Genomic DNA, 15,168 nt, shown 5'->3' with positions numbered 1-15,168 from the left:
GCATCAGTTGAGCGCAGCGGTCACCACCACTTCGATCAGGTAATCGGGATTGGCCAGGCGGGCTTCGACGGTGGCGCGCGGGGGCGTGTTGCCTTGCGGCACCCAGGCGTCCCAGACCTCGTTCATCTCTCCGATCAGGTCGACGTTGGTGAGGAAGATCTGGCACGACAGGATGCGGGTCTTGTCGCTGCCGGCCTCGGCCAGCAGTCGGTCGATATGGCCAAGCACCTCGCGCGTCTGGCCACGGAGATCGGCCTTGGGATCGACCTCGGGCACCTGCCCGGCCAGGTAGACCACGCCGTTGTAGACCGCGTATTCGGACAACCGCTTGCCCACGTGGGCGCGCTTCAGTTCAAGGTTACTCATGACAATGCGTTGACGGATAAAAACAAGGCCGGCGTCAAATGCGATCAGGTCCCGGTAAAGAACTGCCGGGCGATCGCGATCTGCGCCGGATCGACAAAGGTCGGGGCGTGGCCCACGTCGGGCACTTCCACCGAGCTAATATGCTTGCCGCGCGCCACCATCTCCGCGACGGTATCGCGCAGCAGCAGGTCGGACTGCGCGCCCCGCACCACCAGCACCGGGGCCTCGATGGCCTCGAAGCTGCGCCAGAGCGCGGCCTCGCCCGCGGCAATGGCCTCGGGCGTGGACTTGCGGAACGGCACCGCCAGCTGCGGATCGTAATGCAACCCCCATTCCAGGCCGTCGGTGCCCTGCACCGGCTTCAGGATGGCGGCATTGAGTTCGCGCCACTGCTCGGGCGTATGGCGCCCGAACGATGCGCTGATGGTCTGCAGGTAGGCCAGCCCCTCCTCGAAGGTCTTGAAGCGGACCGGCAAGCCCAGGTAGGCGCCGATGCGCTCCACCGCGGAAGGCGCCAGCCTGGGGCCCACGTCGTTGAGCAGCAGCTTGCGCACCGGCGACTTCGGCAGCCCGGCCAGTCCCATGCCGATCAGGCCACCCATCGAGGTGCCGAACCAGTCGACCTTCTCCACGTTGAGCCGCGCAATCAGCGTGACCATGTCCGCGACATACTGCGGCACCACATAGCCGTTGGGGTCCGCCAGCCATTCGGAGCGGCCGCGCCCGGCCACGTCGGGGCAGACCACGCGGTAGTCGCCGCACAGTGCGGCGGCCACGGCGTCGAAGTCGCGGCCGGTGCGCGTCAGGCCGTGCGCGCACACCAGCACGCGCGGATTGGCGGGGTCGCCCCACTCGTGGTACGCCATGCGGTGCAGGCCCGCCGGACTGATGCACTGGACAAAACCGAGGCGCGGACTGGCAGACATCTGGACTCCCTGACGAACCCGACCGCGGAGCGCTGAAAGGCGCCGCCGCCGGAGGTTGAGCAAAGCTGGATTGTACGCTGCAGCGGGTACAATGCCACAGCACAGTGTCTGCGCCCCGCATGCGCGGCCGCGCACCGCCACGGCGCGCGCCGCCAACCCTGTGGCATTCCTTCTGTGGCATCCCTTTCTCTCGACGGAGGCTTACATGCTCAACGGCAAGACCGCACTGGTGACTGGCTCGACCAGCGGCATCGGGCTCGGTATCGCGAAAGCGCTGGCGGCCCAGGGCGCCAACATCATCGTCAACGGCTTTGGTGACGTCGACGCCGCAAAGGCCGAGATCGCGCAGGCCGGCCAGGGCATCCGCGTCGGCTACCACGGCGCCGACATGAGCAAGGCGGCCGAGATCGAAGACATGATGCGCTACGCGCAGTCCGACTTCGGCGGCGCCGACATCCTGGTCAACAACGCCGGCATCCAGTACGTGGCCAGCATCGAGGATTTCCCGCCCGAGCGCTGGGACGCGATCATCGCCATCAACCTGACCTCGGCCTTCCACACCACGCGCCTGGCGCTGCCCGGCATGAAGCAGAAGGACTGGGGCCGCATCATCAACGTGGCCTCCACCCACGGGCTGGTGGCGTCGGCGCAGAAGTCCGCCTACGTGGCGGCCAAGCACGGCATCGTCGGCTTCACCAAGGTGACCGCCCTGGAAACCGCGCAGACCGGCATCACCGCCAACGCGATCTGCCCGGGCTGGGTGCTGACCCCGCTGGTGCAGAAGCAGGTCGAAGCCCGCGCGCAGAAGGAAGGCATTTCCGTCGAGCAGGCCAAGCACGAACTGGTAATCGAGAAGCAGCCTTCCGGCCAGTTCGTGACGCCCGATGAGCTGGGCGCGCTGGCCGTGTTCCTGTCGTCCGAAGCGGCCCGCCAGGTCCGCGGCGCGATCTGGAACATGGACGGCGGCTGGGTGGCGCAGTAAGGAGCCAGCGATGCAACGACGCAGTTTCCTGCGCGCGCTGGCGCTGGGCGCGGTCTCGGCCGGGGCGCTGGCACCGGTGGCGGGCGCGCTGGCGCAAGCCGCCAGGCCGCTTGCCATCGACGTCTACAAGAGCCCGCTGTGCGGCTGCTGCGAGGATTGGGTCAGGCACCTGCGCGGCAACGGCTTCATCGTGAAGGTGCATGACGTCGAAGATACCGGCGTGTACCGCCAGCGCTTCGGCATGCCGGAGCGCTTCGGCTCATGCCATACCGGGTATATCGGCGGCTACGCCATCGAGGGCCATGTACCGGCGGCGGATATCCGCAAGCTGCTCGCCGCAAAACCCAAGGCCGTCGGCCTGGCAGTGCCGGGCATGCCGGTCGGCTCGCCCTGCATGGAACAGGGCCCGCGCAAGGACCCGTTCGACGTGCTGCTGGTCAAGGCCGACGGCGCCGCCAAGGTGTTTGCCAGCTACAACAAGCAGGCCGGCTGACTTCCGTACCCATGAAAAAGGCCCCGCCGGTTCGCACCGGCGGGGCCTTTTTCCTTTCCGCAGGCCGCTGGCCGCTTACAGCAGCGGCGCGCCGGTCTTGGCCTGGATTTCCTCGCGGCTGACGCCCGGAGCCGTTTCCACCAGCTTCAGGCCTGCGTCGGTCACGTCGATCACGCCCAGGTCGGTGATGATGCGGTTGACCACGCCCAGGCCGGTCAGCGGCAGGTTGCAGTCCTTCAGGATCTTGATGTCCTCGGTGCCGTCCTTCTTCTTGGCGGTGTGTTCCATCAGCACCACCACGCGGCCCACGCCGGCCACCAGGTCCATGGCGCCGCCCATGCCCTTGACCATCTTGCCCGGGATCATCCAGTTGGCCAGGTCGCCCTTCTCGCTGACCTGCATCGCGCCCAGGATCGCCAGGTTGATGTGGCCGCCGCGGATCATCGCGAACGAGTCCGCCGACGAGAAGATCGACGAGCCCGGCAGCGTCGTCACGGTCTGCTTGCCGGCGTTGATCATGTCGGCGTCGACCTCGTCCTCGGTCGGGAACGGGCCGATGCCCAGCAGGCCGTTCTCGGACTGCAGCCACACTTCCATGCCTTCCGGCACCCAGTTGGCCACCAGCGTCGGCAGGCCGATGCCCAGGTTGACGTAGAAACCGTCCTGCAGTTCCGCCGCGGCGCGCGCGGCCATTTCGTCACGTGTCCATGCCATGATGTCTCTCCCTCTTACTTGGCGGCACGCACGGTGCGCTGCTCGATGCGTTTCTCGGGGGTGGCGTTCAGCACCAGGCGCTTGACGAAGATGCCGGCCAGGTGGATCTCATCCGGGTCCAGTTCGCCGGTTTCGACAATGTGCTCGACCTCGGCCACGGTGAACTTGCCTGCCATGGCGCACATCGGGTTGAAGTTGCGCGCGGTGCGGCGGAACACCAGGTTGCCGGCCTTGTCGGCCTTCCAGGCCTTGACCAGCGCCACGTCGGCGGTCAGCGAACGCTCCATCACGTACTGCTCGCCGTCGAATTCGCGGACTTCCTTGCCTTCGGCGACGATGGTGCCGACACCGGTCTTGGTGAAGAAGGCCGGGATGCCCGAACCGCCGGCGCGCAGCTTCTCGGCCAGCGTGCCTTGCGGGGTGAATTCCAGCTCCAGTTCGCCCGCCAGGTACTGGCGCTCGAACTCCTTGTTCTCGCCCACGTAGGACGAGATCATCTTCCGGATCTGGCGCGTGGCCAGCAGCAGGCCCAGGCCGAAGCCATCGACGCCGGCGTTGTTGGAGATGCAGGTGAGCTGTTTGACGCCGCTGTCGCGCAGCGCGGCAATCAGCGCCTCGGGGATGCCGCACAGGCCGAAACCGCCTACAGCGATCGTCTGGCCGTCGCGGACGACGCCTGCAAGCGCTTCTGCGGCGCTGGCGTAGACCTTGTTCATGCTTCGCTCCTTCCTCGGTAGTCCCTGTCGATCCTCCCGCCACCGGGTTGTGCGGCGGGCGACGCAGGGAAATTGTAACGGTACAATCGGCAACTGGCGGGCGACCGTCACCGCAACTCGTCCGACCGACAGCATACGCAAGCACAGCCGGCTACGCCATTACGTAAAAATACATAAGCAGATGCCCGCAATCGACTACCGGACCGCCTTCCAGCTCGCTCCCGTGGGCCTGGTGCTGTCACGCGAACGCGTGATCGACGACTGCAACGAGGAGGTCTGCCGCATTTTCGGCACCACGCGCGAGGCGCTGCTGGGCCAGTCGTTCCAGGTGCTCTACCCCACCGTCGACGAATTCGAGCGCACCGGGGCGCGCATTGCGCCGATCATGGGCACGCGCGGCATGTACTCGGACGAGCGCATCATGAAGCGCGCCGGCGGGGAACTGTTCTGGTGCCATGTCACCGGCCGCGCGCTGGACCGCTCGCAGCCGCTGGGCGCCGGGATCTGGACCTTCGAGGACCTGTCGCAGAAGCGCCAGGTCACGGCCGAGCTGACCGCGCGCGAACGCGACATCGCGGCGCAGCTGGTGGAGGGGAAGACCAGCAAGCAGATCGGCAAGCTGCTGGCGATCAGCCCACGCACGGTGGATATCTACCGGGCGCGGCTGATGAAGAAGTACGGGGCCAGCACGTCAGTGGACCTGGTGCAGCGGCTGGTCCACCATTGACGCGCCCCGCGGTGCGGCAGAGGAGCGCGGTTTTGGGTGCTCCCAAGCCGCTCGAACTGCCCTGAGCAAGGTGTTCTCCCTCTCCCCTCATGGCTTGCCTTTACCCACAACTTCCGGCGGCTTACTCGTTTTTCTGGAAGATCCGATACATTTCGGTGATTTCGTGCAAAACGAGGAAGCCGCGCCAGAGGACAGTAGCACCGGGGGGATCGTCGTTTTTGCGACCCAGGTAGCCACCGAGCTTGGCGATCCAAAGGACCGCTTCGCTGAGTTTGGGTGCCTGCTCCGGTGGCTTGGTTGTGCCGTGCGTGCGGCAGTACAAGGCCTGCCATTCGAGCGACTGCAATAGCACCGAGCAAGGGATATCGGCTTCAAGCCGGCCGAGCATGGTCGCGTACATGATGCGCCAGCCGATCACGGCGAACAGCGCCGTGGCGCGCAGGAACCGCTCCAGCGTCCCGAACTGCCGAGCCTCGATCTGGCAGCCACTTTTCAGGACACGATGCCAGGATTCAATGGTCCAGCGCCGGGCATACCAGCTCAGCCGTTCCAGCACATCTTCCAGCGTTTGGGTGGGCATCGAACTGAGCAACATCCATTCGAGCGGCTCAACACCTTCGGGCGGATCGATTTCCAGTGCGTGAATGGCAAACACTTCGAGGCTTGGTAGGGCCTCTGCGCCGCGGCTGCGCGGCGGTCGCAGTTGGACGGGCACACAGCGCAAAGCCAGTCGGGCGCTACGCGCTTGCCTGGCGCCACTCCTGGGCACGTGCAGGACGGTCTCCCCAAGTACGGGGGCCGCAGCAACCGTCTCCCACAGATACTTCTCTGGGTGATCCACGCCCCGATTCCAGGCGGCCCGCACCAACCAGTCCACCCCCGCTGGGCGCTGCGCCAGGAACACGTCGTACACATCGCCCTCGCGATCGCTGACGGCAACAAGGTGCGTGTCCGGACACTGCATCTTGAGCGGCTCAAGGCATTCCAGCCCCTCCAGCCACTTCACGCTTTCCTTGTCACGAATGGACAGCGCCCGGCGCTGCCTGGCCTTGCCCGATGCTTGCGGCGCACGCACCCACGTCTTCATGCTCAACACGCCCAGTGGCAGGCCCTCAGGCGTCACCGCCAGCACGCTGTGCAACATGAATCCGCGCAAATTGCCGCCCGTGCCGTGACCAAGTCCCTCAGTCGCGGGCAAATTTGCCAGATTGAATTCCGTGGTGTCCTGCACCGCCAATACGACAGGTACCTGCTGCATGCGACCCACGGTTTGAACGACGTGGCTCGCCAGTATTCCGTCCGGGTCGACCGCCTCATTATCAAAGAAGCGATATGCCGCCTTGAGTTGGGCACCACTCAAGGCCTGCGGGAACGAAACATGGGCTTTTTGCGCTAGTCCGCGCGCCAATGCCACAAGGCGCTGCGTGCGACGTGCATCGCCCAACTGAGCGCCACCGAATTCGTCGCTGGCCCAGTCTTCCAGATCTTCCGTATCAGACAAAATTGCCACCACTGATTGTCAACTTCCCCGAAGTTAACACCGTCCAATCCCGTTTACAACCTTTCCTATCGAGATGTGGGTAAAGACAAGCCTCATGGGGAGAGGGTTGGGGTGAGGGGTGGTCTAGCTGGGAACCACAAGAAGCGGGGCCAACGGTTTTTCCAGCACGTTGGCTCCGGCCAGCGCCCGCCCTCACCCCCACCCCTCTCCCGCAGGCGGGAGAGGGGAGCTTGCTGCCAGCGTCGTCGCGAGCGAGCAAGCCGAACGCTCAACCCTCGATAATCGCCCTTATCTCCGCCGGCACCGGCACCGATTTTTCCTGCGTGTAATCGCACCACACCACCTTGGCCCCACCCTCCGCCCAGACCACGTCGGGCATGTCGGTACGCCGGATCTCCATGCGGGTCTCGAAACTCGTGCGCCCCAATTGCCCGGCATGGACCCGGCACTCGATATCGCCCGGGTAGCGCAGCTGCTTGAGGAAGGTCATATGCGCATTGATGATGACCGGCCCCTGCCCGCTCGCATCCTTGCCACCGCGGCCCAGCGATGCGAACCACTCGATGCGCGCCTGCTCCAGGTACTGGAAATAGACGGTGTTGTTGACATGGCCCATGGCATCCATGTCGCCCCAGCGGATCGGCATGACCACCGTATAGACGTGCTTCATCACAGCCTCCAGATGCAAAGGCCCGTCGAATCCGGCGGGCCCCCTGCGTGGCTTAGCGCTTGGCGATCGCGCCTTCGGCCTTGGTCACCAGGTCGGCGCCGATCTGCTTCTTCCACTTGTCGTAGACCTTGGCGGTGGCCTTGCGGAAACCGTCGTGCTCGGCCGGCGTCAGGTGCGTGACTTTCACGCCGTGCGCCTCCATGTCCTTCCACGCCGGCGCGCCCGGCTCGGCCAGGCCCTTGCGGGCCAGCGCGATTTCCTGCTTGCCGGCGTCGATGGCGGCCTGCCTGACGATTTCGCGGTCGGCCGGGGTCCAGCTTTCCCAGATCTGCTTGTTGACCACGAAGATCAGCGGATCGGCCACATAGCCCCAGGTGGTGACGAACTTCTGGCCCACCGTGTACAGCTTGGCGGCGGCGAACACCGACTGCGGGTTCTCCTGGCCGTCGACCGCGCCCGAGGCCATCGCCGGCTGCGCATCGGCCCAGCTCATCTGGGTCGGGTTGGCGCCGAGCGCGTTGAAGGTCTCGATATACAGCGGCGAACCCACCACGCGCAGCTTCAGGCCCTTGAGGTCCTCAGGCTTGCGAACCTCGCGCTTGGAGTTGGACACCTCGCGGAAGCCGTTCTCGCCCCAGGCCAGCGGCACCACGCCGGCCTTTTCCAGCGTGGTGAAGAGCGACTTGCCGACTTCGCCCTGCGTGAGGGCGTCCAGCGCCTTGTAGTCAGGCATCAGGAACGGCAGCGAGAACAGGTTCAGTTCCCTGACCTGCGGCGACCAGTTGATGGTCGAGCCCACCGCCATGTCGATCACGCCCTGGCGGATCGCCGAGAATTCGCGCGTCTGGTCGCCGGCCACCAGCGAGGTGCCCGGGTACAGCTTGATGTTGATGCGGCCGTTGGTGCGTTGCTTGACCAGGTCGGCCCAGATCTCGCCGCCCTTGCCCCACGGGAAGGCCGGGCCAAGCACCAGCGACATCTTGTACTCGGACTTGTAGGTCTGGGCCATCGCGCCGGCGGGGGCGAAGGCGGAAGCGGCAATGGCGGCTGCCGTTGCGAGCATCAGGGCACGACGTTTCATTTCATCTCCTCTCGGGAAAGCGTGAGTTCTTGTTGGTGAATGCGGAACATCAATAGCCGAGGTAGTCCGGCAGCCAGGTCGCCAGCGGCGGATAGGCCAGCACCATCAGCATGGCGACAAACATCGCCAGCAGCATCCAGATCACCCAGGGCACGGTCTCTTCCATGCGCACGCGGGCAATCCGGCACGACACCATCAGGTTCACGGCCAGCGGCGGCGTGAACTGGCCCAGCGCCACCTTCAGCGTCAGCACCACGCCGAACCACACCGGGTTCCAGTGGAAGGCATTGGAGATCGGCAGCAGCAGCGGCACGAAGATCAGGAAGATCGAAATGCCGTCCAGGAACATGCCCACCGTCATCAGCAGCAGCACGATCAGCGCCAGCACGCCGTACTCGCCCAGCCCGGAGGTGGCAATGGCCTGCGCCAGCGGGTCGATCACGCCCAGCGTTGACAGCGCATAGGCAAAGATGCCGGCCAGCGCCACCACCAGCAGGATCACCGCCGAGGTCTCGGCCGCCTCCTGGAAGATGGTGAACAGGTCGCGCATGCCAATGCTGCGGTAGATCACCATGCCCACGAACAGGCCGTAGACCACCGCGACCACGGCCGCTTCGGTCGGCGTGAACCAGCCGGCGCGCATGCCGCCCAGGATCAGGAACGGCGCAACCAGGCCCCAGGCCGCTTCGCGCAGGCTCTTCCAGAACGGCGGGCGCGGCAGTCCGGCCTCGATCGCGCCCATATTGTGCTTGCGCGCCAGCCACACCGCCGGGACGATCAGCGCGACGCCGGCCAGGATGCCCGGGATCATGCCGGCCGCAAACAGCGCCGGCACCGATGCGCCAGGCACCAGCACGCTGTAGATGATGAACGCGACCGAAGGCGGGATCAGGATGTCGGTCGCGGCGGCCGCGCCAACCACGGCGGCGCTGTACGAACCGGGATAGCCCGCGCGCGACATCGCCGCGATCATCACCCCGCCCACCGCGGCCGCGTTGGCCGGGCCGGAGCCGGAGATGCCGCCGAGGAACATCGCCACCAGGATCGCCACCAGCGGCAGCATGCCGGGGCCGCGGCCGACGATGGCGATGGCAAAGGTCACCAGCCGCTGCGCCACGCCGGAGCGGTCGAAGATCGACCCCACCAGCACGAACATCGGGATCGCCAGCAGCGGATACTTGGCCAGCCCCGCATAAAAGTTCTGCGGCACGGCCAGCAGGCCGAACATCTGGGTATCCAGGTTGGACAAGCCGATGGCAACCAGGCCGCCCAGGCCCAGCGACACGCCGATGGGCACGCCCAGCAGCATCAGGCCGATAAAGACCACGAACAGGATGATGGCGACGAAGGTCATTGCGCCGCCTCCGTCGTGCCTGCCCTGGCTGCGTGCAGCGCCTTCAGGGCGCGCACGTTGCGCACTGCCAGGCCCAGCGCGCGCAGCGCGATGCCGGCCGACAGCAGCGGCAACCAGATCGAGTACCACCAGCTCGGCACGCCGATGCCCGGCGAGGTCTCGCCGAAGGTGTATTCGTCCCAGGTGATGCGCGCGCCCAGCACCGCCAGCGCGATGAACATGACCGCAACGGCCAGCGCCGACAGGATCGCCAGGCGCCGCTGCCGGGCCGCGCTGCCGCGCTCGAAGAAGAATTCGATGCGGATATTGCGGTCGCGCGCCACCGCCGCGCTGCCGGCGACCAGCGCCAGCACGATCATCAGGAAGACCGAGAACTCCTCGGTCCAGGCAAACGATTCGTCGGTGAAATAGCGGACCACCACGTTGGCGAAAGTGATGCCGACCAGCAGCACCATCACGATCACGCCAATCCAGTCCTCGATGCGGGGCGATACCCGGAATTCAGCGTCCTGCGCTTCGTCGGCGGCCTGCGGGATCAGCGCGGAATCGACGACGTGTTGCGGCACAGCGTTGCGCCGTGCCTCTTCTTGTGGCTCCATCTCCCCGGCCTCCGGTCCAGGGCCGCTCGGGCCATCCGGCCACCGCGGCGTTTTTTTACTTGTATGTAAAGACTTAATCTGCAGACATGGCGGATTATGCCAAGACTGGCCCGCTACGCACGAATTTTCTGACTATTGATTTGTGCTGGCGACGGCGCGCCCAAGGGGGCCGGATAAGCTCTGGGGCCGCAATTTAGGTATCCCGCGCCGCTTACGGCGCGCGCCGGGATGCGGGGGCGTTGCGCCCCCACTGCCAGGAATGAGGCGGTCAGACCATGCCGTCGTCGGCGGTGATGACGGCCCCGTTGATGAACTGCGACTGGTCGGATGCCAGCAGCAGCAACAGGCCGTCGAGGTCCTCGGGCTTGCCCAGGCGCTTGCGCGGCAGCATCTGGATCAGCTTCTGCCCGGCGTCCGAGTCCCAGTGGTGGTGGTTGATATCGGTGTCGATATAACCCGGGCAGATGGCGTTGGTATTGATGCCGTGGCGGGCCCATTCCAGCGCCATGGCCTTGGTCATGTGCACCACGGCCGCCTTGCTCATGCAATAGACGCCGATCTGCGACAGCACCTTGAGCCCGGCCACCGAGGCGATATTGACGATGCGCGCCTGCGGCAGCGGGCTGCCGTTGCGCTCGGCGCCCTTGGCGCGCGCGATCATGCGCTTGGCCACTTCCTGGGCGACGAAGAAGGCGCCGCGGGTATTGGTGTCGAAGACGAAATCGAAATCGTCGGGGGTCACGTCGGTCAGCTTCTGCGTGGTCGACACGCCGGAGTTGTTGACCAGGATGTCGATCGAGCCGGCTTCCGTCTCGGCGTGCGCCACGGCGGCGCGGATGCTGTCCGGGTCGGTGACGTCCAGGCGCACCACGTGGGCGCTGCCGCCCTCGGCCTCGATGGCCGCGCGCAGCTCCTTGAGCCGCTCGCTGCGGCGCGAGGCCAGCACCACCTTGGCGCCGGCGGCGGCCAGCACCGTGGCAAAACGCGAGCCCAGCCCGCTTGAAGCGCCGGTGACCAGCGCGACCTTGCCTTCCAGATTGATCGACAAACCCATGATGACCTCTTGTGCGGGAGCCCCTCTGGCCTGTTCGGGAGCAGAAGGCAGCATATCAGAAAAAAGAACGACCGTTCCAAAAAAATCCTTGCCTGTGGGTGGCGAGTCCCGGACAATGCCGGAGATTCTAAGAACTTGGCCAGCAAAGGGAAAGAGGGAAAACGCGCGATCCGGCAGTCTTCGGGCGCCGTTCGGGCGGCGTTCAAGACCGAAACGCCGCCAACTCGCTTCCTGCGGCTCCTGTCCGCGCGCCGGGCCGGGTTCTCAGCAAAACGATCACCGCATTTCCCACAATTGCCAGCAAGCAGCAAAGAAACAGAGGGTTAGAGACAATGGATCAGCAACAGCTCCTGGAGCAGTTCGGCCCGCGCGAAGCCATGGAATACGATGTGGTCATCGTCGGCGGCGGCCCCGCCGGCCTGGCCACCGCCATCCGCCTGAAGCAACTCGCGCAGGAGAAAGGCGCCGACGTCAACGTGTGCGTGCTGGAAAAGGGCTCCGAGCCCGGCGCCCACATCCTGTCGGGCGCCATCATGGATCCGCGCGCCCTCAATGAGCTGATCCCGAACTGGAAGGAACTGGGCGCGCCGCTGAATCAGGCCGTCACCGAAGACAAGTTCCTGTTCCTGAACGAGTCCGGCTCCAAGGGCACGCCGCCCGCGCTGCTGCCCGAGTGCTTCCACAACGAAGGCAACTACATCATCAGCCTGTCGAACTTCGTGCGCTGGCTGGGCCAGCAGGCCGAGGCGCTGGGCGTTGAGATTTTCCCGGGCTTCCCCGCCGCCGAAGTGCTCTACAACGAGGACGGCTCGGTCAAGGGCGTGGCCACCGGCAACATGGGCATCAACAAGGAAGGCGAGCCCACCGAGAATTTCCAGCTGGGCATGGAGCTGCATGCCAGGTACACCATCTTTGCCGAAGGCGCGCGCGGCCACCTGGGCAAGCAGCTGATCGCCAGGTTCGGGCTGGATGCGGGCAAGGATCCGCAGAGCTACGGCATCGGCCTGAAGGAACTGTGGGAAATCGACCCCGCCAAACACAAGCCTGGCCTGGTGGTGCACACCGCCGGCTGGCCGCTGGATCCGGCCACCTACGGCGGCTCGTTCCTGTACCACATGGAAGACAACAAGGTTGCGGTCGGCTTTGTGGTCGGCCTGGACTACACCAACCCGTGGCTGTCGCCGTTCGAGGAGTTCCAGCGCTTCAAGACGCATCCGGAAATCCGCCAGTACTTCGAAGGCGGCAAGCGCCTCTCCTACGGCGCGCGCGCCATCACCGCCGGCGGCCTGCTGTCGCTGCCCAAGACCGTATTCCCGGGCGGCGCGCTGGTCGGCTGCGACGCCGGCTACCTGAACGCCTCGCGCATCAAGGGCAGCCACGCCGCCATCAAGACCGGCATGCTGGCCGCCGAGGCCGCCTACGACGCGCTGCAGGCCGGCCGCCAGCACGACGAGCTGACCGCCTACCCGGCCGCGTTCGAGCAGAGCTGGCTGCACAAGGAACTGCTGCAGGCCAAGAACTTCAAGCAGTGGTTCAAGAAGGGCCGCACCACCGCCACGCTGATGACCGGCATCGAGCAATGGCTGCTGCCCAAGCTGGGCATCCGCAACCCGCCGTGGACCCTCCACCGCGTGAAGCCGGACCACGTGTACCTGAAGCCGGCCGCCGAGTGCCAGAAGATCGAGTACCCGAAGCCGGACGGCAAGCTGACCTTCGACCGCCTGAGCTCGGTGTTCATCAGCAACACCAACCACGAAGAAAACCAGCCGGCGCACCTGACGCTCAAGGACGCCAGCGTGCCGGTCAACATCAACTGGGACAAGTACGCCGGCCCCGAGTCGCGCTACTGCCCGGCAGGTGTGTATGAGTTCGTGCAGGACGAGACGTCGGGCAAGGAGCGCCTGCAGATCAACGCGCAGAACTGCGTGCACTGCAAGACCTGCGACATCAAGGACCCGACCCAGAACATCGTCTGGGTGACGCCGGAAGGCGGCGGCGGTCCGAACTACGTCGGCATGTAAGCCTGGCGCGCCAGCGGCAGGCATGTGAAAACGGCACCGGAAACCCGGTGCCGTTTTTGCATCTGCGGCCGGCAGCGCTGGCGCATGAAGACAATCAGAACATTGGCGGGATGCCGCTAAACGGCCTCTACAGCCGCGGGCTGCAGGGGCATGCGGGTGCTGGACAGCAGCTGTTCGTAGATGTAGCACTGCAGCAGCGTCAGCTCGCGCTCGGCCAGCACATCGAAGGCCACGCCGAAGGCCGGGAAGTCGGCGTCATCGCTGGCCGCACCCGGGGGCGCAACGCGAATCCAGCCATCGATGGTGACCTCGCTGTCCAGTGACGCCGTCCGCAGCTGGAAGCGCAGCCGCACGCGGCTGCCCGGCGCGGGCGCCGGTGCGGTGGTCTGCACCAGTGCGCCGCCGGTGCTGAGGTCTGACAGCAGCGCCAGGCGCGCCGCGCCGGTGTCGATGGCGTCGTCATCGCCGGGCTCGGTCAGGTAGGCCGCCAGCCGCGTGGGCACGCGCGCCGCCTTGCGCACCGGCGTGGCATGCTGCTGCACCGGCGCCGACAGCACCAGGTAGCGGAACGGGCTGCGGCACACGGCGGTGATGGTCGAGGTGAAGCTGTGGATGGCCTGCCCCGAAAAGCCGCGCAGCAGCACGGCATCGCCTGCCTGCAGCGGCAGGTCGCGCCCGCCCATCTGCGGCCAGGTGACAAAGAGGCCCTGCTCGATAAAGCCGATCAGCCGGCTGGCGGCCGGGCGCGCGGCCTCGCCGTCGAGCTTGATATGCAGCAGCGTGCCGACCTGCAGGCCGAGTGGCCCGGTACTTGGACGCAATTCGTCATCGGCATCGTCGCCGCCATCTTCGCGACACACCACGCCGTGGCGGAACACCAGCGCCAGGTCGCGTTCATCGGGAATGACGTTGCCGCTGCCGAGCACCAGGTTGCCCTCGCCATCAAGCAGCGACCAGGGCAGCGGGTATCCGACGGGAAGTTCGTTAGGTGTGAGCTGGATCATGGCTGTTCGCAGTAGGCCCCGGGGTGGACGCCACGGGGCATGGCAAGCCCTGGGCGGAGCTGACGCGCAGGATCCGCCACCTGTATAGGGTTTCTATCGGCGCCGGTGCGGCGAAATTAAGTGCGCGATGATTGACCGAGGCCGCATGTGTAGCATTCGCTCCCTGCGAAAACCTTGACGCGCCGCAAAGTTATCGCCAGAATCACCAAAAGCTGTCTGACAGCCTGACATATCTAGCCATGACCATTCTGCCCCGCCCGGCCTCGCTGGCCAGCCGCATTGCCCAGACCCTGCACGACGACATCCTCGCCGGCCGCTACGGTGCGGGCGCGCGACTGCCGGCGGAGGCGAACCTGGCCGATACCTTCGGCGTGAGCCGGCCGATCGTGCGCGAGGCCATCGCGCAGCTGAAGGCCGATGGCGTGCTGGTGACGCGCAAGGGCTCGGGCGCTTATGTGTCCGAGACACCGGGCGGCCAGGCCTGGCGCGTGGCCAGCGCGCCCGACGGCGGCCCGACGCTGGCGCAGCTGTTCGAGCTGCGCCGGGTGGTGGAAACCGCCTGCGCCGAAATGGCCGCGCAGCGGCGTACGAGTTCCGATATCGACGCCATCCGCGCCGCGCTGGCGGTGATGCAGGCACAGGCCGACGGGCACGGCGACATGACCAGCGCTGCCGCGACCGACATGGCCTTCCACCATGCCATTGCCGAGGCCGCGCACAACCCCTGCTTTACCGGCCTCACGGATTTCGTCAGCCAGCAGATGCTGGCCGCGCGCCAGCGCGCCTGGGAGAACACCGCGCGGCTGAGCGCGGCGACCGGCGCGCCGCGCGCTGCCGACCAGGAGCATGCGGCACTGGCCGAAGCCATTGCCGCCGGCGACGCCGCGGCAGCGCGCCATGCCGCGCAGCAGCACCTTGCGGCGGCCGCCGCACGCCTGGGCCTGCCGGCCTGAGCCCCGA

At 66.3% G+C, this 15,168-nt stretch carries 16 protein-coding genes; 5 read left to right on the top strand and 11 right to left on the bottom strand.

Going from position 1 to position 15,168, the window contains the following annotated elements; genetic code table 11:
* Positions 1-3 precede the first annotated feature (3 nt).
* Both ACREYQ_RS05950 and ACREYQ_RS05945 read right to left on the bottom strand, forming a co-directional pair.
* Positions 4-366 (bottom strand): RidA family protein, encoded by a 363-nt coding sequence (locus ACREYQ_RS05950; RefSeq protein WP_432259841.1) that lies wholly within the window; start codon positions 364-366, stop codon positions 4-6.
* Between the two features lie 44 nt (positions 367-410).
* Positions 411-1,292: an alpha/beta fold hydrolase gene (locus tag ACREYQ_RS05945; protein ID WP_432259840.1), complete on the bottom strand. Its 882-nt coding sequence runs from the start codon at positions 1,290-1,292 to the stop codon at positions 411-413.
* Between the two features lie 205 nt (positions 1,293-1,497).
* On the opposite strand from ACREYQ_RS05945, the gene ACREYQ_RS05940 reads away from it, so the two are divergent.
* Positions 1,498-2,274 (top strand): 3-hydroxybutyrate dehydrogenase, encoded by a 777-nt coding sequence (locus ACREYQ_RS05940; RefSeq protein ID WP_432259839.1) that lies wholly within the window; start codon positions 1,498-1,500, stop codon positions 2,272-2,274.
* Between the two features lie 10 nt (positions 2,275-2,284).
* Positions 2,285-2,767, top strand: a complete 483-nt coding sequence (locus ACREYQ_RS05935; protein WP_432259838.1) for a DUF411 domain-containing protein — start codon at positions 2,285-2,287, stop codon at positions 2,765-2,767.
* Between the two features lie 75 nt (positions 2,768-2,842).
* Here ACREYQ_RS05935 and ACREYQ_RS05930 read toward each other — a convergent pair whose 3' ends face one another.
* Positions 2,843-3,481 carry a CoA transferase subunit B gene (locus ACREYQ_RS05930; protein WP_432259837.1) on the bottom strand — a complete coding sequence of 213 codons (639 nt, stop codon included), beginning with the start codon at positions 3,479-3,481 and terminating at the stop codon, positions 2,843-2,845.
* 14 nt (positions 3,482-3,495) lie between these two features.
* Positions 3,496-4,197, bottom strand: a complete 702-nt coding sequence (locus ACREYQ_RS05925; protein ID WP_432259836.1) for a CoA transferase subunit A — start codon at positions 4,195-4,197, stop codon at positions 3,496-3,498.
* A 181-nt stretch (positions 4,198-4,378) separates the two neighbouring features.
* Between ACREYQ_RS05925 and ACREYQ_RS05920 the strand changes: the two genes are divergently transcribed.
* Positions 4,379-4,924, top strand: a complete 546-nt coding sequence (locus ACREYQ_RS05920) for a LuxR C-terminal-related transcriptional regulator (protein ID WP_432259835.1) — start codon at positions 4,379-4,381, stop codon at positions 4,922-4,924.
* 121 nt (positions 4,925-5,045) lie between these two features.
* Here the strand turns inward: ACREYQ_RS05920 and ACREYQ_RS05915 are convergent, their stop codons facing one another.
* From ACREYQ_RS05915 to ACREYQ_RS05890, 6 genes are all read right to left on the bottom strand, one after another.
* Complete coding sequence (locus ACREYQ_RS05915) at positions 5,046-6,434, bottom strand: IS4 family transposase (protein ID WP_432257801.1); 1,389 nt, start codon at positions 6,432-6,434, stop codon at positions 5,046-5,048.
* 259 nt (positions 6,435-6,693) lie between these two features.
* Positions 6,694-7,095: an acyl-CoA thioesterase gene (locus ACREYQ_RS05910; RefSeq protein WP_432259834.1), complete on the bottom strand. Its 402-nt coding sequence runs from the start codon at positions 7,093-7,095 to the stop codon at positions 6,694-6,696.
* A gap of 52 nt (positions 7,096-7,147) precedes the next feature.
* Positions 7,148-8,176 carry a DctP family TRAP transporter solute-binding subunit gene (locus ACREYQ_RS05905; protein ID WP_432259833.1) on the bottom strand — a complete coding sequence of 343 codons (1,029 nt, stop codon included), beginning with the start codon at positions 8,174-8,176 and terminating at the stop codon, positions 7,148-7,150.
* Between the two features lie 49 nt (positions 8,177-8,225).
* Positions 8,226-9,530, bottom strand: coding sequence for a TRAP transporter large permease (locus ACREYQ_RS05900; protein ID WP_432259832.1), 1,305 nt, complete (start codon positions 9,528-9,530; stop codon positions 8,226-8,228).
* Positions 9,527-10,129: a TRAP transporter small permease gene (locus ACREYQ_RS05895; protein WP_432259831.1), complete on the bottom strand. Its 603-nt coding sequence runs from the start codon at positions 10,127-10,129 to the stop codon at positions 9,527-9,529. Before ACREYQ_RS05895 ends, ACREYQ_RS05900 begins: the two co-directional genes overlap by 4 nt.
* A 268-nt stretch (positions 10,130-10,397) precedes the next feature.
* On the bottom strand, positions 10,398-11,183 hold the full coding sequence (locus ACREYQ_RS05890) for an SDR family oxidoreductase (RefSeq protein WP_115013865.1): 786 nt from the start codon (positions 11,181-11,183) through the stop codon (positions 10,398-10,400).
* Between the two features lie 332 nt (positions 11,184-11,515).
* Here ACREYQ_RS05890 and ACREYQ_RS05885 point away from each other — a divergent pair, with 332 nt between their 5' ends.
* The gene (locus ACREYQ_RS05885) at positions 11,516-13,204 is read left to right on the top strand and encodes a 4Fe-4S dicluster domain-containing protein (protein ID WP_432259830.1); all 1,689 of its coding nucleotides are present in this window, start codon (positions 11,516-11,518) and stop codon (positions 13,202-13,204) included.
* 116 nt (positions 13,205-13,320) lie between these two features.
* Here ACREYQ_RS05885 and ACREYQ_RS05880 read toward each other — a convergent pair whose 3' ends face one another.
* Complete coding sequence (locus tag ACREYQ_RS05880) at positions 13,321-14,208, bottom strand: flagellar brake protein (protein WP_432259829.1); 888 nt, start codon at positions 14,206-14,208, stop codon at positions 13,321-13,323.
* A gap of 239 nt (positions 14,209-14,447) precedes the next feature.
* On the opposite strand from ACREYQ_RS05880, the gene ACREYQ_RS05875 reads away from it, so the two are divergent.
* Positions 14,448-15,161, top strand: coding sequence for a FadR/GntR family transcriptional regulator (locus ACREYQ_RS05875; RefSeq protein ID WP_432259828.1), 714 nt, complete (start codon positions 14,448-14,450; stop codon positions 15,159-15,161).
* Positions 15,162-15,168: the final 7 nt, after the last annotated feature.

The sequence above is a fragment of the Cupriavidus sp. TMH.W2 genome, assembly GCF_050847365.1.
Taxonomy (GTDB): domain Bacteria; phylum Pseudomonadota; class Gammaproteobacteria; order Burkholderiales; family Burkholderiaceae; genus Cupriavidus.
The sequence above is the reverse complement of the archived record's forward strand: the minus strand, read 5'-3'. Positions and strand labels throughout refer to the sequence as shown.